The organism is Mesorhizobium sp. M7A.F.Ca.MR.176.00.0.0, assembly GCF_004023165.1.
Taxonomy (GTDB): Bacteria; Pseudomonadota; Alphaproteobacteria; order Rhizobiales; family Rhizobiaceae; genus Mesorhizobium.
Genome location: NZ_RZTC01000095.1, coordinates 1 through 25,065, shown reverse-complemented (window position 1 = coordinate 25,065; position 25,065 = coordinate 1). Strand labels below are relative to the sequence as shown.

24 protein-coding genes and 1 pseudogene are annotated in these 25,065 nt (G+C 62.8%); 6 read left to right on the top strand and 19 right to left on the bottom strand.

The features are described from left to right. The 5 genes from EOB59_RS25860 to EOB59_RS25840 all read right to left on the bottom strand — a co-directional run. Window positions 1-587, bottom strand: a 587-nt coding sequence (locus tag EOB59_RS25860; RefSeq protein WP_206622071.1) for an AbrB family transcriptional regulator, incomplete at its 3' end; no start/stop codon positions are given. A 91-nt stretch (window positions 588-678) separates the two neighbouring features. Continuing rightward, a complete protein-coding gene (locus EOB59_RS25855) occupies window positions 679-924 on the bottom strand; it encodes a type II toxin-antitoxin system prevent-host-death family antitoxin (RefSeq protein ID WP_128289533.1) in 246 nt (81 codons plus the stop codon). 28 nt (window positions 925-952) lie between these two features. Beyond that, window positions 953-1,261, bottom strand: a complete 309-nt coding sequence (locus EOB59_RS25850) for a putative quinol monooxygenase (RefSeq protein ID WP_127320720.1) — start codon at window positions 1,259-1,261, stop codon at window positions 953-955. Window positions 1,262-1,324: 63 nt separating this feature from the next. After that, complete coding sequence (locus tag EOB59_RS25845; protein WP_127270549.1) at window positions 1,325-2,104, bottom strand: SDR family oxidoreductase; 780 nt, start codon at window positions 2,102-2,104, stop codon at window positions 1,325-1,327. A gap of 150 nt (window positions 2,105-2,254) precedes the next feature. Then, window positions 2,255-2,692 carry a DsrE family protein gene (locus EOB59_RS25840; protein WP_127809501.1) on the bottom strand — a complete coding sequence of 146 codons (438 nt, stop codon included), beginning with the start codon at window positions 2,690-2,692 and terminating at the stop codon, window positions 2,255-2,257. 102 nt (window positions 2,693-2,794) lie between these two features. Here EOB59_RS25840 and EOB59_RS25835 point away from each other — a divergent pair, with 102 nt between their 5' ends. From EOB59_RS25835 to EOB59_RS25825, 3 genes are all read left to right on the top strand, one after another. Next, on the top strand, window positions 2,795-3,898 hold the full coding sequence (locus EOB59_RS25835) for a hypothetical protein (protein ID WP_127809502.1): 1,104 nt from the start codon (window positions 2,795-2,797) through the stop codon (window positions 3,896-3,898). A gap of 66 nt (window positions 3,899-3,964) precedes the next feature. Then, on the top strand, window positions 3,965-4,210 hold the full coding sequence (gene vapB, locus EOB59_RS25830; RefSeq protein ID WP_023760667.1) for a type II toxin-antitoxin system VapB family antitoxin: 246 nt from the start codon (window positions 3,965-3,967) through the stop codon (window positions 4,208-4,210). Then, on the top strand, window positions 4,207-4,593 hold the full coding sequence (locus EOB59_RS25825) for a type II toxin-antitoxin system VapC family toxin (protein WP_127809503.1): 387 nt from the start codon (window positions 4,207-4,209) through the stop codon (window positions 4,591-4,593). The genes vapB and EOB59_RS25825 overlap by 4 nt, the downstream gene beginning before the upstream one ends. A 6-nt stretch (window positions 4,594-4,599) precedes the next feature. Here the strand turns inward: EOB59_RS25825 and EOB59_RS25820 are convergent, their stop codons facing one another. Further along, a complete protein-coding gene (locus tag EOB59_RS25820; protein ID WP_023809882.1) occupies window positions 4,600-5,547 on the bottom strand; it encodes a cation diffusion facilitator family transporter in 948 nt (315 codons plus the stop codon). Window positions 5,548-5,552: 5 nt separating this feature from the next. Further along, the gene (locus tag EOB59_RS25815) at window positions 5,553-7,742 is read right to left on the bottom strand and encodes an anthranilate synthase (RefSeq protein ID WP_128289532.1); all 2,190 of its coding nucleotides are present in this window, start codon (window positions 7,740-7,742) and stop codon (window positions 5,553-5,555) included. A 317-nt stretch (window positions 7,743-8,059) separates the two neighbouring features. On the opposite strand from EOB59_RS25815, the gene EOB59_RS25810 reads away from it, so the two are divergent. Then, window positions 8,060-8,830, top strand: a complete 771-nt coding sequence (locus EOB59_RS25810) for an isocitrate lyase/phosphoenolpyruvate mutase family protein (protein ID WP_127809505.1) — start codon at window positions 8,060-8,062, stop codon at window positions 8,828-8,830. Window position 8,831: 1 nt separating this feature from the next. Here the strand turns inward: EOB59_RS25810 and EOB59_RS25805 are convergent, their stop codons facing one another. The 4 genes and pseudogenes from EOB59_RS25805 to EOB59_RS25790 form a co-directional block, all read right to left on the bottom strand. Further along, a complete protein-coding gene (locus tag EOB59_RS25805) occupies window positions 8,832-9,887 on the bottom strand; it encodes a succinylglutamate desuccinylase/aspartoacylase family protein (protein WP_127809506.1) in 1,056 nt (351 codons plus the stop codon). An 86-nt stretch (window positions 9,888-9,973) separates the two neighbouring features. Continuing rightward, window positions 9,974-11,146, bottom strand: a complete 1,173-nt coding sequence (locus EOB59_RS25800) for an MFS transporter (protein WP_127272313.1) — start codon at window positions 11,144-11,146, stop codon at window positions 9,974-9,976. A 126-nt stretch (window positions 11,147-11,272) separates the two neighbouring features. Continuing rightward, window positions 11,273-12,649 carry an FAD-containing oxidoreductase gene (locus EOB59_RS25795; protein WP_128289531.1) on the bottom strand — a complete coding sequence of 459 codons (1,377 nt, stop codon included), beginning with the start codon at window positions 12,647-12,649 and terminating at the stop codon, window positions 11,273-11,275. Beyond that, window positions 12,646-13,117, bottom strand: a pseudogene (locus EOB59_RS25790) (DUF4126 domain-containing protein). The gene EOB59_RS25795 and the pseudogene EOB59_RS25790 overlap by 4 nt, the downstream one beginning before the upstream one ends. A gap of 143 nt (window positions 13,118-13,260) precedes the next feature. Between EOB59_RS25790 and EOB59_RS25785 the strand changes: the two are divergent. After that, window positions 13,261-13,818: a sugar O-acetyltransferase gene (locus EOB59_RS25785; RefSeq protein ID WP_128289530.1), complete on the top strand. Its 558-nt coding sequence runs from the start codon at window positions 13,261-13,263 to the stop codon at window positions 13,816-13,818. A 4-nt stretch (window positions 13,819-13,822) separates the two neighbouring features. Here EOB59_RS25785 and EOB59_RS25780 read toward each other — a convergent pair whose 3' ends face one another. Next, entirely contained in the window at window positions 13,823-14,812 is a 990-nt protein-coding gene (locus tag EOB59_RS25780; RefSeq protein WP_128289529.1) for a helix-turn-helix domain-containing protein, read from the bottom strand. 127 nt (window positions 14,813-14,939) lie between these two features. Here EOB59_RS25780 and EOB59_RS25775 point away from each other — a divergent pair, with 127 nt between their 5' ends. After that, window positions 14,940-15,584 (top strand): cysteine hydrolase family protein, encoded by a 645-nt coding sequence (locus tag EOB59_RS25775; RefSeq protein WP_127266543.1) that lies wholly within the window; start codon window positions 14,940-14,942, stop codon window positions 15,582-15,584. Between the two features lie 66 nt (window positions 15,585-15,650). Here the strand turns inward: EOB59_RS25775 and EOB59_RS25770 are convergent, their stop codons facing one another. From EOB59_RS25770 to EOB59_RS25740, 7 genes are all read right to left on the bottom strand, one after another. Then, window positions 15,651-17,330, bottom strand: coding sequence for a formate--tetrahydrofolate ligase (locus EOB59_RS25770; RefSeq protein WP_128289528.1), 1,680 nt, complete (start codon window positions 17,328-17,330; stop codon window positions 15,651-15,653). A 312-nt stretch (window positions 17,331-17,642) separates the two neighbouring features. After that, the gene (locus EOB59_RS25765) at window positions 17,643-18,767 is read right to left on the bottom strand and encodes a DUF2333 family protein (RefSeq protein ID WP_127321324.1); all 1,125 of its coding nucleotides are present in this window, start codon (window positions 18,765-18,767) and stop codon (window positions 17,643-17,645) included. 105 nt (window positions 18,768-18,872) lie between these two features. Further along, window positions 18,873-20,177 carry a DUF6638 family protein gene (locus EOB59_RS25760; RefSeq protein WP_128289527.1) on the bottom strand — a complete coding sequence of 435 codons (1,305 nt, stop codon included), beginning with the start codon at window positions 20,175-20,177 and terminating at the stop codon, window positions 18,873-18,875. Window positions 20,178-20,186: 9 nt separating this feature from the next. Next, window positions 20,187-22,097 carry an ATP-binding protein gene (locus EOB59_RS25755; RefSeq protein WP_128289526.1) on the bottom strand — a complete coding sequence of 637 codons (1,911 nt, stop codon included), beginning with the start codon at window positions 22,095-22,097 and terminating at the stop codon, window positions 20,187-20,189. Window positions 22,098-22,121: 24 nt separating this feature from the next. After that, the gene (locus tag EOB59_RS25750; protein ID WP_128289525.1) at window positions 22,122-23,267 is read right to left on the bottom strand and encodes a hypothetical protein; all 1,146 of its coding nucleotides are present in this window, start codon (window positions 23,265-23,267) and stop codon (window positions 22,122-22,124) included. 31 nt (window positions 23,268-23,298) lie between these two features. Continuing rightward, window positions 23,299-24,387, bottom strand: coding sequence for a hypothetical protein (locus EOB59_RS25745; RefSeq protein WP_127266549.1), 1,089 nt, complete (start codon window positions 24,385-24,387; stop codon window positions 23,299-23,301). 311 nt (window positions 24,388-24,698) lie between these two features. After that, a partial coding sequence (locus EOB59_RS25740) for a cytochrome c family protein (protein WP_245486752.1) occupies window positions 24,699-25,065 on the bottom strand: 367 nt, incomplete at its 5' end.

Below are 25,065 nucleotides of genomic sequence, written 5' to 3'. Positions count from 1 at the left end.
AACCAGACGATGAGCGGGATTTCGACGCCCGAGGTGTCGACCCACATCTTGGCAACGAGTGCTGCGGTCATCGAGACGAAGATGACGCGCAGATATTGCATGAAAGCGACGAGGCGCTGGTCGGCACCGAAGGCACCGGCCATCAGCACCATGGCGGTGGCCGCACCCGGCGACGAGCCCCAGACGGCGGTGGTGCCGGGCAGGATGCGCCAGCGGCTGATCAGCCAGCCGAGCAGGCTGGAGGCAGTGACGGTCGCCACCACGACGCCGAAAAACAGCGGCCATTCCTGGTAGAAGACCGGAAAGATGTCGGCCGAGATCGAGCTGGCGACGAGGCAGCCGACGATCGCCTGGGCGGCGCCAAACAGAAGACGCGGCACACGCACCGTGGCGCCATTGGTGCCGGCGACGATGGCCGCCAGCATCGGTCCGATCAGCAACGCCGCCGGCAGGGTGGCGAGTTCCAGCGCGCCGGCAAACAGCAGGGAAACAACCAGCAGGGCAAGCCACTGCCAGAGCTTGCGCATCCGCGCCATGCGCTCGAGTGTGGGCAGGTCCGGGGATGGCTGCTCGGCCGAGGAATCCATGTTTCGGTCTTAGACCCGCAGGGCGAAAAATGCGAACCGCGATTCACAGAAAAATGATTGTTTCACCCGTCCAAGTGTCGAGTAACAGGTTTCATAAGCCGGCGTCGAACCGTTGCTCGATCTCATTGCGACCCATGCGGTCGAAATCGTCGGGGACAGAAAACTGGCCCTCCATAAAACCGACCCGTCGCGCCTGCAGCGCCGGCTGTTCGATCGGCACGATTCTGGCCAACGGCTTGCCGGATTTGGCAATAACAAACGACTCGCCTTGGGCTGCACGTCTCACAAGGCGCGACAGATGGGCTTTCGCATCGCGAATGTTTACTGTCCGCGTCAAAGGTTGCTCCTCAAAGTTGGCATCGAACTCACCCCGTCTTGCCGTCAGCCAGCCCGAAGCCGGCGACGGGGTGGGTCTCGACCTGGAATTCGAAGCCGGCGATGAACGGCCGCGCCTTGGCGATCGCCGCCTGGACTTCGGGAAGCTGCAGCGAGGCCTTGTGGCTTTCGGCGTCGGTCCACACTTCGGTGACCCAGATCGCGTCGGCATCGGCGGGGTCGCGCGCGATGATATAGCTCAGGCAGCCCGGCAGGGCGCCTGTACTGTCGCGCAGAAGGTCCATGACCGCGTCACGCTGGCCGCGCGCCGCCCGCATCTTGCCGATCAGTCCGTACATTCCGTTGTCTCCCTTTGAGGTTTTCGACAAGAACATGCAGACCGCCAGTATGCCGGTAGCCGTTCAAGGCATCAACTGGCCGCCATTCACCTCGATCACCTGGCCGGTGATGTAGCCGCTGAGAAGGTCCGAAGAGAGGAACAGATAGGCGCCGACGCAATCCTGCGCCGTGCCGGCGCGTCCCTGCGGAATGGTGGCGACCATGCCCTTCATCTGCTCGTCGGTCGAATAGCGCTCGTGGAACGGGGTGAGAATGGTTCCGGGCGCTACCGCGTTGACGCGGATGCCGAAGCCGATCAGTTCCTTGGCCATGCCGCGCGTCACATTGGAGACGAAGGCCTTGGCCGAGCCGTAAAGCCCGGCGCCGCCGCCGGCGCCGTTGCGCGCGGCGATCGAGGAGGTGTTGACGATGAAGCCGCCCTGTTTCTTCAGCCACGGGATCGCCTTGCGCGAAGCAGTCAGCACCGAGCGCGCATTGAGGTCCATCACAGCGTCGTAATGCGCCTCGGTCTGCTCGGCATAAGGGATGCGGCCAAGCATGCCGCCGGCATTGTTGACCAGCCCGTCGAGGCGGCCGAAATATTGCGCGCTGTCTTCGACGACGCGCTCGACATCGGCGGCAACGGAAAAATCGCCCTGAACGAGAAACACCTCGCCGCCCTTGTCGGCAATCGTCAGGCCGAGCTTCTCGGCGGCGTCTTGACTCGAATTGTAGTGCAGCGCCACCTTGCATTTCTGCGCTGCATAGGCCAGCGCGAGCGCCGCTCCGATGCCGGTCGACGCACCGGTGACCAGCACTGCCTTGCCGGCAAGATCGGGTATGCTGAGTGTGGTGGCTGGCACGGTTCTTCCTCCGGGAGGTCTGCCTGTCCTTCGTAGGCCCTTGCCACCCCGGTGTTCAAGCCTTTGAGCAATTCAAGGAAACGTGTGGAGCGGTTTCCCGGCAAAGCGAGTAGCGCTTTCCCTCGGGGAATTTGCGCCAAACAAACCGCTCTACGGATGCAGATAGGCGTAACCCTGGCCTTGCAGTTCGGCGAGTTTGACGACGCCGCCCTTGTCGGCGGCATGAAACCCGGCGAGCAGGTCGGGGAGCGAAATATCCATGCCTTGCATGGTGTTGGCGCAGGCTTGGGGTTCCAGCCCCTGCCGCACCAGGCCGGCGAAGCGCCCGGAAATCGCGGCCGATATGCCTTTCGACTTGAAGGCCGCGAGCGCGGGACCATGCACGACCAGCACGATGTCGACATTGCCGCCGGTGCCCTCATAGTGGTTCTTGATGTTGCCGAGCACGAAATTGACCTTGTCGGTGTCGCTCAAGTGGTAGGCGACTTTTTGCCTTGCGGGCTCGGTGGCGGCTGCCTGTGCTGCCCGCAAACCGAGAAGCGTTCCGGTTCCGGCAAGAACCGCGCGGAACATATCGCGCCGACGCATGGAATCCTCCTCCGCTTGGCGGCCCGCCGCGAATTGCGTGGCTGCGGCCGCAATACTAGCATAAATTGACGTTGCGTCCTGTCGATGCGGAGGAGAGATCACATGGCGTTCAGGGCAGGGGAATGGAAGACAGTCGCCGGCGCCGGGTTTGGCGCGGCGCTGCTTGGCTTGCTTGCCGGATCGGCCTCCGCCGACGATGCGCTGAAGCTCACCGAACTCAGTCCGAACGGCGCTGATGCCTGTTTCGGCCGCGTCTATGATGCGGGGCATCTCAAGGCGCACCCGAAGCAGAAGGTGACGCGGATCTTCTTCTACTACGGCCATGATCCGGTCAGCCGGCCGAACGAGGAACCGACCGTGAATTCCGACACGTCCTACAATGCCTTCATCGCCACCACCGTGCGCGGCGCCAAGTCGCCGGAATGGGCCGGCGGCTGGTGCAATCATGCGTCCGAGGACGGCAAGACAGGCCCGGTTCATTGCGGCATGGAATGCGACCGGACGCTTGCGTCGCTGAAGGTCGACGACAAGGGCCGGCTGTTCCTCTCGGATCTGCAGCCCGACATCTATCTCGATGCCGGTTCGGAAGAAGAACTTGGCGCTGCGGAATATAGCAGGCAGGCACTCGGCAAGGATGACGACAATTTTCGCCTCGACCCGATCCCAGCGGCGACCTGCAAGGCGGAGTTCGCGCGCATCGATCCGGTCGACCCGGCGCTAGGCCCGCCGCTGCGCGAGCGGCTGAAGCCGGACCAGGCCTTCTGCTATGGGCGCGACTACGATGCAGCGCATCTCGCCTCGCACCCCGATCAACTCACCCGGTCGATCCGGGTTTTCCGCGGCAAGGTAGAGCTGGCGTCCTTCGCCCCGGGTGGCGACGCCGCCAACTGGCCAGACGGCGCCGACATTGCCGTTACCGTCACCACACGGCAGGGATCGGCTGAGGTGACGCAGACCTATTCCTGCCAGGGCGAAGCCGACCAGTGGCGCTGCGCGGCCAGTTCGAAGATGAGCGATTTTTCCTGCGACATCGCGCAGAAGGAGATTTTCCTCAAGCGTGGCCTCAATGGCACGATAATGCTGGCAAATCCCAACAGTGCACTCGCGATCGTCGACCTGTGTTCGAAGGCCGCCGATGGCAAGACGAAATCCGACGACAAGGTCTATCGGCTGCAGCCGATGCCGCAATCGGCCTGCTCGCCCTGAGCTCGGACTTGTCTATGTCGCCATGAAGGGATATATCTTTGCTATATCTCATTTGAGGATAGCATGATGGACAAGGCGAAAGTGTTCTGGTCGGGCCGGTCACAAGCTGTGCGTCTGCCCAAGGAGTTCCGTTTCGAAACAGATGAGGTTTCGATCCGCCGTCACGGGCAAACCGTCATTCTGGAACCGCTTGCGCAGGACTGGGCGTGGCTAGACCAAGTGATCGGACCGCTTGATAACGATTTCGCCGAGGCGGCGCTCGAACGTCAAGACGGGCAGGATCGACCTGCCTTGGATGACGTTTTCAAGTGATCTACCTGCTCGACACCAATGCCGTCATCGCGGTCATCAAGGGCGACGCGGGTCTGTTGGCGTTGCTGAAACGGCACAGGCCGCAGGACTTTGCCCTCTCTGCGATCGTCGCGCACGAACTGTACTATGGTGCTGAAAAGAGCCAGCGAAGAGCTGAAAATTTGGCGCGCATCGAAGCTCTGCAGTTCCCGGTGCTCGAATTCGACCGAGAAGACGCAAGACATGCTGGGGAGATTCGGGCAACGCTTGCGACGTTGGGAACTCCGATCGGTCCCTACGATGCGTTGATCGGTGGGCAAGCGCGCGCTCGGAACCTTACGCTGATGACCCGTAATGTCCGGGAATTCGAGCGGATAAAAGATCTCTCAATCGAGACCTGGTGAACCGCCTCAGGCGAACGGCACGGCCGTCGTGCCCTTCGGCAGCTTGGCCTCGTCGTCGGGCTCGACATGGATGGTGACGCGCACCGAGGGGATTTCGGCTTTCAGCGCGTCCTCGATGCGGTCGCAGATGACATGGCTGGCGCCGACCGACATGTCTGCGTCGACGACCAGATGAAACTCGATGAAGGTGGCGCGGCCGGCGATGCGCGTCTTGAGGTCGTGCACCTCGAGCGCGCCCTTGCAATTGGCCGAGATGACGTCACGGATGCGCATGTGTTCCTGGGTGTCGACGGCGCGGTCCATCAGGCCGTTCATCGACGAGCCTATGACATGCCAGCCCTGCCACAGGATGTTCAAAGCCACGAGGACGGCAAGTGCGGGGTCAAGGATCTGCCAACCGGTCAGGATCGCTCCGACCAGGCCGCCGAAGACGCCGATCGAGGTGACCACGTCGGTCATGATGTGGTTGCCGTCGGCGACCAGTGCCGGTGATTTCTCCGCCCTGCCGGCGCGGATCAACGTCCAGGCCCAGAAGGCGTTGATGACCGTAGCGACGCCGTTGACGGCAAGACCTTCCCAGGGCTGTTCGAGCGGTGCCGGGGTCTGCCAGTGGCGCCAGACCTCGTTGAGGATCAAAAGGGCGGCGAGCACGATCAGCACGCCTTCCAGCACCGCCGAGAAATACTCGGCCTTGTGATGGCCGAAAGGGTGGTCCTGGTCGGCCGGCTTGTGGCTGACCTGGATCGCCCAGAAGGCTGCAACCGAGGCAATGACGTTGACGATCGATTCCAAGGCGTCCGAGTAGAGCGCCACCGAGCCGGTGACGTACCAGGCGGCAGCCTTCAGCGCGAGCACGACAAAAGCGACGATAATCGACCAGAAGGCGAGATTGGCGATTTTGCGCTTCGCGGCCGCCTTGGCCGCGATCGCCATCGTGTTCTCGGCTTCAGCCATGATCGTCAGGCGGCCTTTTCCTTGGCCTTGCGGGGCAAGTGGGCGACGATGTTCTCGATGATGCGCATGCCGGCATTGTGGCCGAGCGTCATGATCGATTCCGGGTGGAACTGTACCGCGGCGATAGGCTCCTTGCGGTGTTCGAAGGCCATGATTATGCCGTCCTCGGTCTCGGCTGTGACGATGAAATCGTCGGGCAGGCGCACCGGATCGGCAAAGATCGAGTGGTAGCGGCCGACGGTCACTTCCTTGGGCAGGCCCGAGAAGATGATGCCGGGCTTGGAGACCCGGATGCGCGACGGCTTGCCGTGCATCGGTATGTGCAGCTGCCGCAGTTCGCCGCCATAGGCCTCCGCCAATGCCTGCAGGCCAAGGCAGACGCCGAAGATCGGCAGTTCGCGGGCGCGCGCCTTCTTGATGGTTGCGGCGCAATCGAAGTCCTTCGGCGTGCCGGGGCCGGGCGACAGCACGACGAGATCGGGTTTCAGCCGGTCGAAGACTTCCTCAGGCACCGGCGAGCGAACGGTCGAGACGTTGGCGCCGGTCTGGCGGAAATAATTGGCCAGCGTGTGGACGAAACTATCCTCGTGGTCGACCAGCAGGATGTTGACGCCGTCGCCGACGCGCGCGGTCGTGCGCTCGGTGCTGGCGGAATTGCCTGTCTTGGCGTCGCGGATGGCGGAGAGCATGGCGGATGCCTTCAGTTCGGTTTCGGCTTCTTCTTCCTCGGGAATGCTGTCGAACAGCAATGTGGCGCCGGCCCGCACTTCGGCAATGCCGTCCTTGATACGGATGGTGCGGAGCGTCAGGCCGGTGTTCATGTCACCGTTGAAATTGACCATGCCGATCGCACCGCCATACCAGGCGCGCGGGCTCTTCTCGTTCTGTTCGATGAAGCGCATGGCCCACAGTTTCGGCGCGCCGGTGACGGTGACCGCCCAGGCATGCGACAGGAAGGCATCGAAGGCATCCATGCCTTCGCGCAGCCGGCCTTCGATGTGGTCGACCGTGTGGATCAGGCGCGAATACATTTCGATCTGCCGACGGCCGATGACGCGCACCGAACCCGGCTCGCAGACCCGCGACTTGTCGTTGCGGTCGACGTCCGAGCACATGGTCAGCTCGGATTCGTCCTTCTTGGAGTTGAGCAGTTTCAGGATCTGCTCGGAGTCCGAAATGGCATCGTCGCCGCGCTTGATGGTGCCCGAGATCGGGCAGGTCTCGACGCGGCGGCCGTTGACGCGAACGAACATTTCGGGCGAGGCGCCGATCAGGTATTCGCCTTCGCCCAGATTGATGAAGAAGGAATAGGGCGAGGGGTTGATTGCCTTCAGCTTGCGCGAAATCTCGGATGGCTGGGTTTCGCAGCGCTCGTAGAACATTTGGCCGGGCACGACCTCGAACAGGTCGCCGCGCTTGAACGAATCCATCGCCTTGCGGACCAGATTGGCGTATTCGCCCGGTTCATGGTCGCCGCGCGGCGGGATGCGGTCGGGGCTCTTGAACGGCTCGGCGATTTCGTCGCGCGGCAGCCCTTCGGTCGAAAAACCTTCACCGGCATAGTCGTAGCGGTCAGTCCAGGCCTTGGCCGAATAATGGTCGACGACCAGGATCTCGTCGGGCAGGAAAAGCACCAGGTCGCGCTGGCTTGGCTTGCGCTCGAGCTTGTAGTCGACCGGGTCGAACTGGAAGGCGAGGTCGTAGCCGAAAGCGCCGTAAAGACCGAGATTGGCGTCTTCCTCGGTCCTGAACAGAGCGGTGATGGCGCGCAGCACCGTGAAGACCGAAGGGACGCGGCTGCGCTCCTCCTCGGTGAAGACACGGCCGGGCTTGGCGACATCGAGGCGGATGAGTGTCTTCGACGTCTCGGCGATGGTGACATCCGCCTGGCTGGCGAGCGCCTTGCCGATGACCCGCAGCAGCGCCTCGCCACGGCGGTTCAGCGCCTCGATGCGCATGGCACGGCCGCGCGCCGAGACGACCAGTGGCGGATCGATGATGGCGGTGTCCCAGCGCGTGTAGCGGCCGGGATATTCATAGTTCGAGGAAAATACAGCGCCGCGGCGCGAATTCAGGCCATCGACATAGGCGTCAATCGCACCTGCATAGGGCCGATCGTGGCGCGCGCGCGTGATGGTTATGCCACCCGCGGTCACGAAACTTTCCGCGCCGTTTTCCAGAAGCTTTATCGTCATTGCCGTCTCCATCAGCGTCTTGGGGCAACGGACCCGGGAATGGCTTGGAAAAAACAAATGGCCGCCCGGACTTTCCGCTGCGGCCACCCTCTCTTTTCACGCGCACGTGTTCGAACAGGCCGCTGTCAGCAGGCCCACCACCAAATGGTCTTGATCGAACGCATGTTCATGGCGAAATCCATAGCCGCGAAAAACCGGATGCGCAACTGATTTGAAAAGCCTGCGGTGGCTGTCGCTTCTGCACCTCATGGTACATCGCCAGAGCCGGCTATGGCGCTTAGAATGTTCATCAACAGCAGGAAGACGGGAAAACAATCATGACCGAGCAGATCGAGCGCGCGCGGACGTTCCATTCCCTCCACATCAAGGGAAACCCGATCGTTCTCTACAATGCCTGGGATCCGGGCTCGGCCAAGATCGTCGAGAAAGCAGGGGCCAAGGCGATCGCCACCGGAAGCTGGCCGGTGGCTGCCGCGTTCGGCTATGCCGATGGCGAGAAAATCCCGCTGGAGCTGGCGCTCGACAACATCAAGCGCATTGTCACTGCCGTCGACCTGCCGGTGACCATGGACCTCGAGGGCGGCTACGGCGTCGATCCGGAGATTGTAGCTCGCACGGTGACGTTGGCGCTACGGGCCGGCGCTATCGGTTTCAATTTCGAAGACCAGGTTGTCGGCGGCACCGGCCTGCACGACATTTCTGTCCAGGTAAAACGCATCGAAGCTGCGGCAGCGGCCGTCAAGGCCTCCGGCATACCGGCGTTCATCAACGCCCGAACCGACATCTTCCTCAAGGCGAAACCGGATGCGCATGACGACGTCCTGCTCGACCAGGCCATCGAGCGCGCGCAGGCCTTCGAAAAAGCCGGCGCACACGGCTTCTTTGCGCCGGGTCTTGGCGATGAGGACCTGATCGAGACGCTTTGCAAGGCAATCGCGTTGCCGGTCAACATCATTGCGCTGGGGCACGTGCCGCCGCGCCAGCGGCTGGCCGAACTCGGCGTCGCCCGCATCAGCCACGGCCCGGTGCCTTACCGGCAGATGGCGGAATGGCTGGAGGCGAAGGCGCGACTGGCTATTTCGGGTTAAGTCAGTCCTCCAGCGTTCCCGACCGGGCGTCGGTGCTCTTCCTGTCGCCGACCAGCTTCAGAAGATCCTCGCCGGCGCGGATGATGCGGCGCGAGCGGCGGGTCAGGATGATGCCGTCCTGCGGCGCGAACACCTCGGTGCGGCCGTCGGCTTCACCCGGTGCATGGACGATGGTGGCGAGGCGCGCGCCCCTGGCGACGCGGTCGCCGGGTTTCACGTCGTAGAGCACGGCACCGGCCCGTGGCGCCGGCATCATGTCGATGTTTTCCAATGGCGCCACGAAGCCGGTGAAAGGACCCGGCGCGGGCAGGGTGCTATCGGCGATCACGCCGCGCGCCACCAACAGCCGGTAGAGGCCGTCGGCGTCGGCGGCGGCCAGGGCACCGTCGACATCGAGGATGCCGCGATATTCGACGGTGGTGGCGACGCGGCGGTCGAGCTTGGCCACATCGGCGGGGACGTTCTGGTAGGGCATGATCGAGGCGCCCTCGAAGGTGCCGTCGGTGTCCTCGCTCCACAGCACGACCGCGTCGACGCCCATGGCGGCGGCGCAATCGGCCATGGCAGGCCACAGGCTGGTGTGGACGTAGAGATAGGCGAGGCCCTCGTCATCGCAGTGCAGGTCGAGCACGATGTCATGGCCGAGTGAGAGCTGCACCAGCCGCGTCTTCAGCCGCTGGTCGACGCTGCCAAGGGTGGTGTCGGGCAAGAGCGCTGTGTCGGGCGCGGCGAGCAGCGGAAAGCCGCGGTTGAAATTGGTGCGCGTGCCCAGATGGAAGCGGCCCTGATGCTCGCCGAAATGATATTGCGCCCGGCCGATCGGATTGGCCCAGGGCACGATGGTGAGATTGCCCTTGATGCGGCCTTCGGCCTCCGCCCTGGCAACCATCGGCATCAGCGCGTCGATGGCGACGACGCCCGGCAACTCGCCGGCGTGGAGTGCCGCCTGCAGATAGGCCGAAGGAGCAGCCTTGTCGGAACCAGTGAAGCGGAACAGCGGGAATTCGTAGGAAACCCCTTCGCTTTCGCCGGCGATGCGCTCGATCGATTTCTGCATGACTTCCTCCATCAAGAGCGAGAGACATGCGATTTGAAGGCGCCGATGTCGATTGGTCCAGCCCGCCGCGCTATGGGCGCAAGAGGCTATTCAGCCGGAAGCGGGATGACCGGCGCGCGCCGGTCCAGCGCCTGCGACAGCACGGCGACGGTGACCGCCAACAAAGCTAGTGCTGCGCCGACCAGCGGCAAATTGGCATAGGAAACACCGGCGGACAGGGCCACGCCGCCGATCCAGGCGCCGCTGGCATTGCCGACATTGAAGGCGCCCTGGTTCAGCGTGGCGGCGAGGTTCGGCCCCTCGGAAGCGGCCTCGACGACCCGGATCTGCAGCGGCGGGACGACGACGAAGATCAGCAGACCCCACAGGAAGACGATGCCGACGGCAACGCTTGCGATTGCGCCGAACTGCCTGAAGCCAACGAAGAGCAGGGCCATCAGCAGCAGCGTGCCGATCACTGTCGGCATCAGTTTCCAGTCGGCCAGTCTGCCGCCGATAATGTTGCCAATGGTCATGCCCGCGCCGAACAGCAGCAGAACCCACGTGACTGCGGAGGTCGACAAGCCCGACACCTCGGTGAGGTAGGGTTTGATGTAGGTGAAGACGGTGAACAGGCTTGCGGAAGTCAGCGCCGCGATCAGCATCGCCAGCCAGACCTGCAGCTTGCCCAGCACGCGCAGTTCGCCGCGCAGGCCGCCACCGCTTGGCTGGGCGACATCGGACGGCACCAGCCAGGCGATCGCTGCCACCGAGATCAGGCCGATACCGACCACGGCAACGAAGGTGGAGCGCCAGCCGAACGCTTCGCCAAGTGCGGTTCCGGCGGGAACACCCAGGATGTTGGACAGCGTCAGCCCGGCGAACATCAGCGCGATGGCGCTGGCCCGTTTGTTGCGCGGTACCAGGCTGGCGGCAACGACCGAGCCAATGCCGAAGAAGGCGCCATGGCCGAAAGCGGTGAAAACGCGCGCGGCCATCAGCGTCCAGTAGTTGGGCGAGATGGCGCAAAACAGATTGCCGATGACGAACAGGACGGCCAGCCCGACCAGCACCGGCTTGCGCGGCAAATGCGCGGTGGCCATTGCGACGATCGGGGCGCCGAAGACGACACCCAGCGCATAGCCGGTGACCAGCAGGCCCGCCGAAGGGATCGACACGCCGAGGTCGGCTGCGACCTCGGGCAGCAGGCCCATGATGACGAATTCGGTGGTGCCGATGCAGAAGGACGCAATGGCAAGCGCAAGGATCGGCAAGGGCATGGGGCGTCCAGACTGAATCGGTTCAAATTGAAACTGCGCGAAGGACGCCACCGTGCGCAAGCTGCATTGCTGCATTGCAGCGATGCAGAAAAGGAAGAGCTTTGAAATGGGGTCGCCAACAGGCTGTCAGGCCAGCGGCTTCAATTCCTGGGCAATGGTTGGCAACAGCTCCGAGACATTCGGGTGGATGTGCACGGCACGCGCCAGCGTGTCGACGGGCGCCTTGGCGTACATCAGGTCGAGTACGCAATGGATAACCTCGTCGCCGCCGGGGCCGAGCACCGAGCAGCCGAGGATCTGCCTGGTGTCGGCGTCGACCAGAATCCTCATGAAGCCCTGCGTCTCGCCCTTTTCGATAGCGCGGCCGACGCGGGTCATCGGCCGCTGGCCGACCAGCGCGCGACGGCCGGATTTCTTCACCGCGGCCTCGGTCATGCCGCAGCGGCCGAGCGGTGGGTCGATGTAGAGCGCATAGGCTTCGATGCGATCACTGACCTTGCGCGGATCGTTGTCCAGCAGGTTGGCGGCGACGATCTCGTAGTCGTTGTAGGAGGTGTGGGTGAAGGCGCCCCTGCCGTTGCAGTCGCCCATCGCCCAGATGCCGGGCACGCTGCTGCGCAACTGGTCGTCTACAGAGACGAAGCCGCGCTTGTCGACCTCCACGCCAGCCCTCTCCAGGCCGAGGTCATCGGTGTTGGGCGTCCGCCCCAGAGCCAGCAGCACGTGCGAGCCGACCGCCGGCGGTTTGCCGGCGGAGAAGGTCACGGCAATGTCCTGGCCCTGTCTGGCGAAAGCGATGTCGTCGGCGCCGACATGGACCGTGATGCCCTCGTTTTCGAGGATCGACAGGATGGCGGCGGAGACATCCTCGTCCTCGCGGCCGGTCAGGCGTGGGCTCTTCTCGATGACGGTGACTTCGCTACCGAAGCGGCGGAACATCTGTGCGAATTCGAGCGAGATGTAGCTGCCGCCGACGACGATGAGATGGCGCGGCAGCACGTCGAGATCCATCATCGAGGAATTGGTCAGATAGTCGATGTCGTGGATGCCGGGCAGGTCTGGGACCGAGGCTCGGCCGCCGGTGTTGAGGAAGATCTTTTCGGCGGTCAGCAGATCGTCGCCGACGCGCACCGTGTTGGCGGATTCGAAACGCGCATGGCCGCGATAGAGGGTGCATTTGTCCATGCCGGCAATCCAGGTCTCGAGATTGGTGCGGGCGTCGATCGTCACCTTGTCCTTGCGCGCCTTGATCCTGGCATAGTCGACGCCGACGGGGCCACTGAGCGTCACGCCATAGTCGGCGGCGCGGCGCGCAAGATGCGCGGCGTAGGCGCTGGCGACCATGGTCTTGGTCGGCATGCAGCCGGTGTTGACGCAGGTGCCGCCGACCAGCTTGCGCTCGATCAGCGCCACGCTCATGCCGGCGGCCGTCAGTCGGCCGGCCAGCGGAGGGCCAGCCTGTCCGGCACCGATGATGATGGCGTCGAAGGTTTTCGTCGTCATGCCACCGCCGCTACGATCAGCAGGCCGCCGATGATCGCCACCGCGTCCTCGATGAAGGCGGCGGGCGGATCCTTGCCGAAGGCGGCCGCCAGCCGGCCGCGAGCTTCAGCGCCGCCCAGCGTGCCGATGACAGCGCCGATGGCGCCGGCAATCAAGCCGCCGATGGTGGCACTGGTTGGAACCGCCTGTCGCGCCGATCACCGCGCCGGTGAAGGCGCCCATGACGATGCGGGCGCCGAATTGCTGCGGCACTTTACGGCTCGGCGTCGACGGCAACTGGTCGGTGACCAGTTCGACGATGGCCAGGATGGTGAAGATGCCGACAGCCGCCCAGTGACTCATGAAGCTCGCCCAGGTGCCGGCAACCGGCAGCCAGCCGAGATAAGCGCCCCAGGCAACGGCAGCCGGCGCCGTCATGGCGCGAAGACCGGCAATGACGCCGATCAGAAGTGCGAGAATGTAGAGTATGGTCGATCCCCCTCGATCACCGGGCCAGGACGGCCTTTGAGACGGCAGGCTACCATAGGTCCAATATTTGACCAGTACTTGCATCGGCGCTTTTCTGTTGGCCGCACTTGTGCTTTTGAAGGACGTGAACTGGAGACCGCGTCATGGCCGAAAGCGAGCGCGTGAGGATGGCGGCCGGCGAATGGTACACCTGCCTCGATGATGAGCTGGAGTCCTTGCGTATGGTAGCGCGTGACGCGGTGTTCGAGCACAATTGCCTGCCGCCGCGGCAGCGCGGCAATCTCGGGTCGGGCTTGAAAGCTTTACTCGGCGACGCCGGCGAGGGTGCCCGCATCGAGGCGCCGTTTCACTGCGCCTATGGTTTCAACATCTTTCTCGGCGACGGCGTCTTTCTCAATGCCGGCTGCACCATCCTCGACACGGCGAGTGTGCGCATCGGCAAGGGAACGCTGCTTGGCCCCAATGTGCAGATTTATTGTGCCGAGCATCACAAGGAGGTCGCTGGGCGGCAAGCTGGACTGGAGATCGCCAAGCCGGTCGAGATCGGCGCCAATGCGTGGATCGGCGGCTCAGCGGTCATCCTTGGCGGCGTCAGCATCGGTGAAGGTGCCATTGTCGGTGCGGGGGCGGTAGTGACGCGCGACGTGGCTGCGAACACCACGGTGGTCGGCAATCCGGCGCGCTCAGTCAAGCGGGTTTGAACGATCAGGACGACAGCACCACGCGTTCGTCCCGATCAGCCCGCCTGGAGAACTCGCGCCGGTATTGCGCCGGCGATGTCCTGAGCCTTGCCGAAAAATGCTGGCGCAGCGAGGTGGCGCTGCCGAAGCCGGCTTCGAACGCCACCAGGTCCATCGATTTCTCTGTCGCCTCCAGCAACCGTTGAGCCAGTTCTATCCGTTGGCAGGTCAGCCAATCGCCGAAACTGGTGCCGATCGATTTTTGGAAGCGGCGGGTAAAGGTGCGCCGGGTCAGGCCGGCGGCTTCGGCGACGCTATCCAGGCTATGCGTCTCTCCGAGCGCCGCGCGAACCGCGTCGAGGGCCTGGGTGAACCGGTCGGCGTCCGCGCTTCTTTCCACCGGATGCTCGATGAATTGCGCCTGCCCGCCCTGCCGATGCGGAGAAAGAACGATCTGGCGGGCGAGCCGCAGTGCCGCTTCCGCGCCGTAGCGGGCGCGCACGATGTGGAGACAGCAGTCCAGACCGGCGGCGACGCCGGCCGAGGTCACGATGTCACCATTGTCGACATAGAGCACCGAGGCATCGACGGCGACGTCGGGATGGATTTTCTGCAACTGTTCGGAATAGGCCCAGTGCGTCGCGGCACGACGGCCCGAAAGCAGCCCGGCCGCGGCAATGGCGAAGGTTCCAAGGCACAGGCCGACGATCAAGGCGCCGCGTTGGTGCGCCCGGCGCAACGCCTCCATCAGCGGCGGCGATGCCGGTTCGCCGAGATGATGCCAGCTTGGAATGATGACGATATCGGCGCCGTCGAGCCCTTCGAGCCCATGCGGCGCGGCAATTGTCAGTCCGGCCTCGGTGTGGATCGGGCCGGGCTTGACCGCGCAGATGCGGAAGTCGAAGCGCGGCAGGCCCAGCGCCGTCCTGTCCTCTGCGAAGACCAGGCACGGTACGGAAAGATGGAACGGGCTGATGCCGTCGAAGGCGAGTACGGCAATGATCGGGTCGGTCATGGGTGCTTCCGGCAGTTGAATGCGGATTGTCCCAATTCTTTCGAATGATGTCAATCGGGCCACTTTCGACTGTCGCGGAGTCCGCCTATTTTCGGTCCATCACATTCAAGCCGGAAAGGAAAACACCATGTCTGACCCAGCCAACACCACGCCACGCCGGGCGCTGATCGTCGTCGATGTGCAGAACGATTATGATGGCGGCAGTCTTGCCATCCAGCATCCGCCGTTCCGCGACAGCGTCGTCCATGTGGCGCGGGCGATGGATGCAGCGACTGCTGCCGGCATCAAGGTGGTGGTCGTCAAGCAGATGGCGCCCGAGACATCGCCGATCTTCGCCGGGGGAAGCCATGGCGGCGAACTGCATCCCGAAATCGCCAGGCGTGGGCGCGACCATTATGTCGAAAAGAACCTGCCCTCCGCCTTCACCGGCACCGACCTCGAGGACTGGCTGCGCGCCAACGCCATCGATACGATCACGGTGGTCGGCTACATGACGCACAATTGCGACCTGTCGACCATCATCCACGCCGTGCATATGGGCTTTGCCGTCGAGTTCCTGTCGGATGCGACCGGATCGGTGCCTTACGCCAACAGCGCCGGCTACGCCTCGGCCGAGGAGATCCACCGCGTGGTCACGATCATCCTGCAGTCGCGCTTTGCCGCCGTGCTCAAGACCGCCGAATGGGTCGAGTGCCTGAAGACCGGCGCGCTGCCGGAACGCGACACCATCTTCGGCTCCAACCAGCGGGCGCTGTCACGCAGCGCCGCGTAGAACTGTCCGAAATCAGGAAGGGCGCCGCATCGCTGCGGCGCCCTTTGCGGTTTGAATTGAAGGATTTTAGAACAGGCCTTCGATCTGGCCGGCCTCGTTGAGGAAGATCTTTTCCGAGGATGGCGCCTTGGGCAGGCCGGGCATGGTCATGACCTCGCCGCAGATGATGACGACGAAGCCCGCACCTGCCGAAAGCCTGACCTCGCGCACCGGCACCGTGTGGCCGGTCGGCGCGCCGCGCAGGTTCGGGTCGGTCGAGAACGAGTACTGCGTCTTGGCCATGCACACCGGCAGGTGGCCGTAGCCGGCGTCTTCCCAGGCCTTGAGCTGGTCGCGCACCGACTTGTCGGCGATCGCTTCCGAGCCGCGATAGATACGCTGGACGATGGTGTTGATCTTCTCGAACAGCGGCATCGCATCGGGATAGAGCGGCGCGAACTGCGAAGCACCGGATTCGGCCAGTGCCACCACCTTGTTGGCGAGATCCTCGATGCCGGCCGAGCCGTGCGCCCAGTGCTTGCACAGGATCGCCTCTTCGCCCATCGAGGCGACATAGTCCTTCATCGCCTGGATTTCGGCGTCGGTGTCGGAGTAGAAGTGGTTGATCGCAACCACCGCCGGCACGCCGAACTGGCGGATATTCTCGATGTGGCGGCCGAGGTTGGCGCAGCCCTTCTTCACCGCCTCGACGTTCTCCTTGCCGAGGTCTTCCTTCTTGACGCCGCCATTCATCTTCATGGCGCGCACGGTGGCGACAATGACGGCCGCCGCCGGCTTGAGGCCTGCCTTGCGGCACTTGATGTCGAAGAACTTTTCAGCACCCAGGTCGGCGCCGAAGCCGGCTTCGGTGACGACGTAGTCGGCGAGCTTGAGCGCCGTCGTGGTGGCGACGACCGAGTTGCAGCCATGCGCGATGTTGGCGAACGGGCCGCCATGCACGAAGGCCGGGTTGTTCTCCAGCGTCTGCACCAGGTTAGGCTGCATGGCGTCCTTCAACAGCACGGCCATGGCGCCGTCGGCCTTGAGGTCGCGGGCATAGACGGCTGACTTGTCGCGACGATAGGCGACGATGATGTCGCCGAGGCGCTTTTCCAGATCCTTCAGGTCGGTCGACAGGCACAGGATGGCCATGACCTCCGAGGCGACGGTGATGTCGAAACCGCCCTCGCGCGGGAAGCCGTTGGCGACGCCGCCGAGCGAGCAGATGATTTCGCGCAGCGCGCGGTCGTTCATGTCCATGACGCGGCGCCAGACGACGCGGCGGGTGTCGATGCCGAGCTCATTGCCCCAGTAGATGTGGTTGTCGATCAGCGCCGAAAGCAGATTGTGCGCCGTGGTGATGGCGTGGAAGTCGCCGGTGAAGTGGAGGTTCATGTCTTCCATCGGCACGACTTGCGCATAGCCGCCGCCGGCGGCACCGCCCTTGACGCCGAAATTCGGGCCGAGCGAGGCCTCGCGGATGCAGACGATCGCCTTCTTGCCGATGCGGTTCAGGCCGTCGCCAAGGCCGACCGTGGTCGTGGTCTTGCCTTCGCCGGCCGGCGTCGGGTTGATGGCGGTTACGAGGATCAGCTTGCCGTCCTTGTTGCCCTTCACCGACTTGATGAATTCGGCTGATATCTTGGCCTTGTCGTGGCCGTAGGGCAGCAGGTGTTCGGTCGGAATGCCGATCTTCTGGCCGATCTCCTGGATCTGCTTTTTCCTGGCGCCGCGCGCGATCTCGATGTCGGACTTCACTTCGGCCATGACGGCTTTCCTCTGGATTGGACGGTGTAGGGGACGGGTTTGATCTTACTGGCAAGCAGGTTGGAACCGGGCGCGGGCATGTTCTAACCCTGTCGCTGCCACGGCGTCAACTTGTATGCAACTATGTTTCCTCTGGAGAAAGTTCCTCTGCGGACCGGCCGACCTGTCGTCGGTTCTCCCGGCTCCGTTGCCGCGCCGTATAGAAGCCAGAGGACGCGCCGTTCCGCCGTCTCAAAACAGCCGCACAATGCACGGAATGCGACAGAGGCGACGGCGCAAATTCGCCATCGCCTGGTCCCTAATGGAACAGCGTTACTGCGTCAGCACGTTGCTGATTTCGACCATGTTGGAGCGCACCCTGAGCACATAGAAGCCCATCGTCGTCAGATGCGTCGGCAACAGCCAGCCATCCTCGCGGCCATTGGCGATGATGAAGGGCTGGATGCGCAGCGCCGAAACGAACTGCGAGTCCATCGTGTCCCACAGGTTCTGCAGATGCTTTTCCTTGATGACGTCCTCGAAGTCGGCCTGGGCTCCCTTCATCAGGCCGTAATAGCCGTAGAGCTGGCCATAGGCGAACCAGTAGCGGTCGTCGGCGCGGAAATCGAACCAGCCATTGTTGTGGTTCTCGGCGCGTTCCTTGAGGATCGCCGAGGTCGAGCCGATGTCGGACGAGATGCGGTCGATATACTGTTTCAGATTGTCGGCGCGGGCGTCGAATGTCGCCTGGCAGGTGGCAAGGCGGGCGTTGAAGGAACGCAGCATGCGCACGGCGTCGCGATAGTAGCTTGGCGTCGGCGTCTTGGGGCCGAACGGGTTCAGGCCGAAATACCAGGTCTCTTCGTCGAACTGAAGGTTGCCGCGGGCATTCTGCAGATCGCTGTCGATCTGCGAGGTGGTGCGGACGCGGCCGAGATTGTCGGCAAGTTCGGTCGCCGTGCGCCGCACCGCCTGGTTGATGCCGCGCTGGAAGGAGGCCTTGTTGTCCATCCACGGCGTGTGGTCCCAGTCGATGCCGAACAGGCCCAGCTTGTAGAGGATCATCGACGAGATCCAGGCATTCTGGTTGACGTTGAAGTCGGTCAGGTCAGCGGCGATCTGGGCTATACCAGAGTTGCCGCAGGTCTTGGCGGTGTCCGTGCCGGCGCCGGCGGCGACCTGTTCGCCGGCGGAGACATTGCGCTTCTCGAAGGTGTATGTGTCGGGATAGTTCGGGTTGAAATTGTTCCACCACTGGGTGGCGTAGAAGAAATTGGCATAGAGGCCGATCAGCACCAGCAGAGCGAGGCCGACCGCCGCCTTGAGGATCCAGCCGCGCTGCGTATACCAGCGTCCGGCCCACAGGAAGGGCCACAGGATGACGCCGATCAGGAGGCCGATGCCGCGGCCGATCCACTGGAAAATACGGGTGAAGAAATTCACGATCGGATCGAGCATGGCTGTGTCACCCCCTCAAAGCATGATGCCAAAAAGTTGCAGACTTTTCGGATAACATCATACGCCAAAACAAGAAGTTAGAACGAAATAACGGTTCATTTCGTTCTAGTCAGTCAGGCCGTAGAGGCGTGTGCGAAACGCCACCTTGTCCTTCAAATATGTGGTTTTGAGAACGTCCACAACATGCGATCGCCAGGCGTCGCTGAAGCCGTCATAGTCCTTGTAGAAGCCGTCCTTGTTGAAGATGTAGCGCGAGACGAAGTCCGACGGCACGAAATCCGAGATCAGCCGGTTGGTCAGCCAGGCGTCGGGGTGGTCTGGCTTGGCGCGGATCACCAGGAAACGCTGCTGCGGGAAGACATCCTCGATCTTCAGGTGGCCGAGCTGGGCGATCTCGCGCTTGGCGGCGTTGAGGAAGGGAAAATTGCCGTCCCTGGTGATCAGGTCGGCATGGCTCTGGATCCAGGTCTGCAGCCAGACCTTGTCGACATTGGTCAAATTGCGGTTCGGCTCGGCGTCGCGGATCAGCGCGCGCACCACCATCTCGGCCCGGTGCTCGAGATAGCCCGAGGCCTCGACCCAGGAGGCACGCGGCAGCTCGATGCGGCCGGTGGTGGCGAGGAACTTGAACACCTTGTCGGCGTCGTTGATCGAGAGATAGCTGACCTGCCACGGCCGCGAGCGGCGAAAACCGGGGGCGGCCGGATCGCTGATCACCGTCGTCACATCCGGATCGACGAACACGTAGAGCCCGCCGAAATGGCTGGTCCAGTAGGCGTTATGTCGGAAGATCACCTGGTCGGGTACCAGCGCGTTCTCGCGGATGTCGCCGCAGATCTTGGCGAGCTCGACCATGCGGGTCAGCATGGCGTTGTCGCGCCAGGCATCTGGCTCCTGCTTCAGCCGGTCGACGAGCTTGCCGAGTTCGGCTGCCTTGCCCAGCACATCCTCAGCCGACACCACCTTGAATTCGACCTGGCTGATCGACAGCAAATCCTCGATGTCGTTGACCTTGGGAATGGAATCCTCGATCTCGCCGTAGATGACGTCTTTGATCGTCAGCGCATCGATGGCGCGCCGGTTCCTGGACATGAACTCGAACATGAGTTGCGAGGTGTTGGAGAAGGCGGTGTGCACCACCGGCAGGTCAATCTGCGACGGCGTCAGGATGATGAAACGGCGGTTGACCTCGTTGGGATCGAGATAGTCATAATCGTCACATTCCTCGGCCACTTCGGGCGAGAAGCCGGTGCGGTCGATCTGGAAGCTCTTCAGTTTTGTCGGCTTCAAGCCGAATGCGGCCAGCGCCTTGTTGTAGCGCTGGATCAGGTGCGGCTCGTCGACCGTCAGCAGCCGGCCATAGATCAGCTCATTGTCACGCAGGAGATCGGGTTTTTTGGCGGGGGTCATTGCCTACCTCTAGGCATTCCATAGCCCCTTCTTCTTCATCTCCTCCATCTCGCGCGCGGCTCGCTCGCGCAGGCGGGCGTCGCGCAGCAGCTTTTGTACGGCGGAGTCGTCGGACTTGTCGGAATAGCGGAACTCCGAGTCGGCATAGCGGTTGATCTCCTGCATGACCATGTCCATCGAGAACGGCCCGCGCAGTTCCTCGATCATCGCTTTCTTCTCGTCGTAGCCCTTGTGCATGAAGACTTCCGGCCTCTCGAACCAGTCGTCGGGAAGCTCGATGTCCATCGCGCGCATCTTGATAGCGTCGGTGACGTTCTTGATGGCGCGGCCGGTGAAGCGGGGCTCGGCATCCTTGATCAGGTGCAGATAGGTGCCGATGTCGGCCATCGATTTCGGTGCGCCGTTCTCCTTCATGTAGCGTTCGTAGACCTTCACCAGCCCGTCTTCTTGCGGCTTCTCGTGCTGCTCATAGGCTTCGGTCACGGCGCGCTGGATTTCCTGCGCGGCGTAGAGATCGTGGTCGCCGAGCGGGATCTTGTGGTTTTTTCCCGCCAGCAGGACAAAAATGTCGATGTAGTCGTTGCGGCTCTGGGGCCCGTCGACCAGCCAGCGGGCGCCGGCGCGCTGGCGCAGCGCGTCGTCGACATTTTCGGGATAGTTGGAGAACATGCCGAACGAGCAGTTGCCGCGCACCACGGTCGCGGCACCGGCGAAGGCATCCATCAACACGCCGGTGATTTCCTGCTGGCCGGCCGAGGCGCGGTCGTCTGAGCGGCGCGCCGCCACCTGGTCGATGTCGTCGATGGTGCCGAAGCCGATGACGCGCGGGTTCAGCACATTGTTGATGAATTGGCGGCAGTTCTGGCCTGATTTGCCCTGATAGGACGAGATCTGGTCGACGCCGAAATTCTCGTAGGCAAAGGGATAGCCGGCGACCTGGCAATAGCCGTTGACGAGGCCGGCGATCATCTGGATCAGCGTCGTCTTGCCGGTGCCGGGGGCGCCGTCCCCAATGAAGGTGAACAGGAAGCCGCCGAGTTCGACGAACGGATTGAGTTCGCGCTCGAAGTCGTAGGCCATCAGCATCTTGGCGAGCTTGACCGACTGGTATTTGGCGATGTGGTTGCCGACGACCTCTTCCGGCTTCTTGAATGTCATCACCAGCGGTTTTGAACGCTTGCCCGGCGCGACGTCGAAACCATCGAGGGTGAAATCGTCGGCATCGATACGGATATGCGCGTTCTCGAACGGGCCGATGCCGTCGAAGCGGCCCTTGCGGGCCAGAAGCCCGTCGATGGCGACGCGGGCGAAGGCGCGCGCCCTTGTCATCAGGTCGGCGTCGTCGGACGATCCCGAGATCGCCTTGTCGAGGCCTGCCAGGATCGACTTCACCGCATCCTGCGGCGTATCGAACAGGAAGTCCGGTTCGGGACTGTCGTTGGGCGCCTCGCCGTCGCTGTCGATCAGCTGGAATAGGTAGGAGGCGAGGCTGAAGGCCGAAATGTAAGCCGAGGCCGACAGAAGCTTCTTGAAGGTGGACGCCTCGTCGCCCTCGAGCGGCGCGCGGGTGTTCTTGGCCTGCAGACTTTCAAGGTCCGAGCCCTCGGCAAAGACGTCCGATATTGCCAGCGCGATCGCCGTGCCGCGCCGGGCGCGAAACAGGAGCGTGTGCTGCGGGATGGTCAGCAGCTGGTCGTCGGGATGAACGGCGCCGACGGTCTTGGCCAGCTCGACCTCGCGCGTGCGGCGCACCGAACCGACCGAGACGGTCGAAACGAAGCGGCGATTGGTGCCGGCAAGTGCTGTGCCGGAGGAGCTAGACGGGTCCTCCAGCACGACGACACGGGTGATGAAGCTCTGCGCGGTAGCGCGGTGCTTCTCGATGGCGGCTTCCGGGATGGTGGTCAGGCCGGTATCCATGAAGGGTGCTCCGTGGTGTGACGGTCAGACGTCTGAGATGACCTGTCCGTTCGACAGAATGTGAACCTTGTAGCCGGCAAAGATCTTCTGCGCCTCGCCGGCGGCGTAGAGCGCCTGATAGGCCTCGTGCGGGATCAGCGCATGGTTTTCGTAGCTCGACACGCCCTGGCGCGCGGCTTCCAGATCGTCGGTATTGATGAAGAATTCCTGCGTCGTCTTCTCGCTGGAAAACAGCCCCTTGCGGCCGGGTTTCTCGGCCTTGGAATAGACTTCCTGGATGGTCCAGGTCAAAAGCCAGGCATTTTCCGGCTTGCGCACCTTGGCCAGGACTTCGGTCACCGTCGAATTGTTGTCGGTGATGCCAGCCGAATAGAACGGGCCGAGCACGACGCGGCGCAGCTGCTTGGGATGCAGCTGCTCGAAATCCTTGTCGAGATTGACCGCGATGGTCGCCGGCGACAGCGTGTAGGCGGAGTTCTTCTCGGTGAAATCGTCGAAACGGTGGGCAAGCTCGGGATTGAGCAGGCCATCGACCGGCAGAGGAATGTCGATCGTCTCGTTCAGCTTGCCGTTTCTGTCGACGAGCTGGCGGATCATCGTTTCGGACGAATCCTCCACCGTCACCATGTAGACCAGAGGCAGGTTGGCGCTGCCGTCGAACGTCGCCCAGTGGACGAGATAATAGGGCCGCCCCGTCTTCGGATTGACCGAGACCTTGGCCGTTTGCGCCAGGGTGAACGGGCCGAACGTGTTCTCGCTTTTCACGTCCTCGAGATAAAGCCGCTCGGCTATCGACTTCTGCAGCGCCGCGGGGAATTCCTTGTGGCGCAGGATGAAGTCGGCCATTTCCTCGCGCAACTCGCCGGCGAGCGGAATGTTGGCAAGCCGCGCGTCGGCCTGGCGTCGGTCGTTTTCCAGTTCGAGCAGGTTCTGGAACACCGGAAATCCGCTTTCGGCGCGCGAAATGCGGAATGTGTCCATGAAGCCCAGCCGGTTGCGCCAGCAGGAAAACGACTTGTCGAGCCTGGCGATGTGTTCGGCGACGATCTTGGCGACGATGCCGTGCCGGTAGAGCGGCGAGCGATCGTCGCGCATGAACACTTCAAGGCCGCTGAGCGCGGCCGTGATGGCGGAAAAATACCGTGCCGCCGCTTCGTTTTCGGGGGTCATGCCTGGTCGCTCGCGGGCAGTGCTGTCACCCTTAAGACTGCACGTAGTTAGCCGAATTGTGCTTCTTCAGCACCTCGTCGAAGCGGCGGGCGAAGGCATCGTCGGCCAGCTTCTTGCGGCGCTGGATATCGGCGGTGGCGACCATGTTCTTCTCGTGCATCTCAAGCAGGTCACCGATGTGCTTTTGCGAAGCAGCACCGATACCGGCCATGGTTTCCTCGGCGGTGTTGTCGACCTGGCTGCCCAGCGTGTTGATCTTGTGGGCGACGTCCTGCTGGGCGGCGGTCTTCAGCGAATCTTCCAGCGCCTTGTAGAGCACGATGCGCTGCTCGGTATCGATGGTCAGCTTGTTGATCAGCGTCGATTGCGCGGCGATCTGGTTGTTGAGCGAATCGACGAAGGTCTGGAACATCGAGGTGTAACGCTCGAGCGTCTGGCTCTCGGCCAGCAGTTCCTGCTCCTTGGCCTGCTTTTCGTTGTATTCCGTCGCCAGCTTGGAGCGTTCGCCTTCGAGCTGCGTGCGGTCCTTCTGGCTGGTCGAAGCGGCGATCTTGTTTTCGATGTCGAGCAGCATCGGGTTGAGCTCCTCGATGCGCTTCTGCACGGCTTCGAGGTTGGTCATGGTGGTCTTGCGGCGCTCGATCACCTGCGACAGGCTGGTTTCCGAGGTCTTGTAGCGTTGGTCGAGAACCTCTTTCTGCGCCTTCAATATGCCGACGATGGTGTCGGATTTGACCAGCAGTTCCTGCAGATTGCCGGCCAGCGACATGTTGCGGACGCGGTCGGTGCGCATGCGCTGCTTGCTCTGGCTGGAGAAGATGCCAATGAATTTTTCCCAGCCGGTGTAGTTCTTCATGCTCTCGAACTCGGCGCCGAAGACGTTGGTGGCGTCCTCCAGCCCGATGATCAGGTCGGCAATGTTGCCTTCCATCACCTTCTGCTGCTTCAGCACATCCTCGATGCGGGCGTTCTCGAGGTCGAAATTGGCGTCGCCGATCTTCTTGTCTGATGTGGCAAGCGTATCAAGCATGGTGCCGGATTGCTCGATCTTGGAGCGCATGTCCTGCACGACCTGCTTGGTCTTGGCAATTTCGGCGTCGAAATTCTGCAATGTCGCCATTGGGGCCTCCCGCTTCGGCATGACGTCGCTGGTCGCGAACAGCGGCGAATATATGTGGGGCATCAGGGGATTGAAAGACGTGAAGACAAGGGCGGCGTGAAAACAAAAAAATTCGTCAGGGTCTTGAAAGCCAGTGAAGGCTTGGGCTTAGCGTGATTAGCTTGCCGACCAGCCATAGTTCAGCTGTCATTGAACTTTCATGCGGCAAGGCGAAGGCGCACGGATGCCTTTGTATTGGGCAAACCACCGAAGCAATCGCGGCCGCGATATGCGACGAGAAAGCCGGTTTTACAGAGCTGGCGAACAGCGGATCAGGGCTTGGGATCGGCCTTCAGATAGGCGATGACATTGGCGATGTCGTCGTCCTTGGTCAGGCCGGCAAACGCCATCTTGTTGCCGGGCACTTTCAGCTTGGGTGCCCTGAGATACTCGGCGATATTGGCTTCATCCCAGACCAGGCCGGCGGCGCCGGCACTCTTCATCGCCTCGGAATAGCGGCCAAGATAACTCTCGGCGCTACCGGCGGTGCGGCCAACGACGCCCAACAGATGCGGACCGACCTTGTCGCGGTCGGTGGCTGCTTCATGGCAGGCCATGCACCGGTTAAAGGCCTTCTTGCCCAGGGTCGGGTCGCCGCCGGCATGGGCCACAAGCGAGCTGGCGAGGAGAAGGATGCTG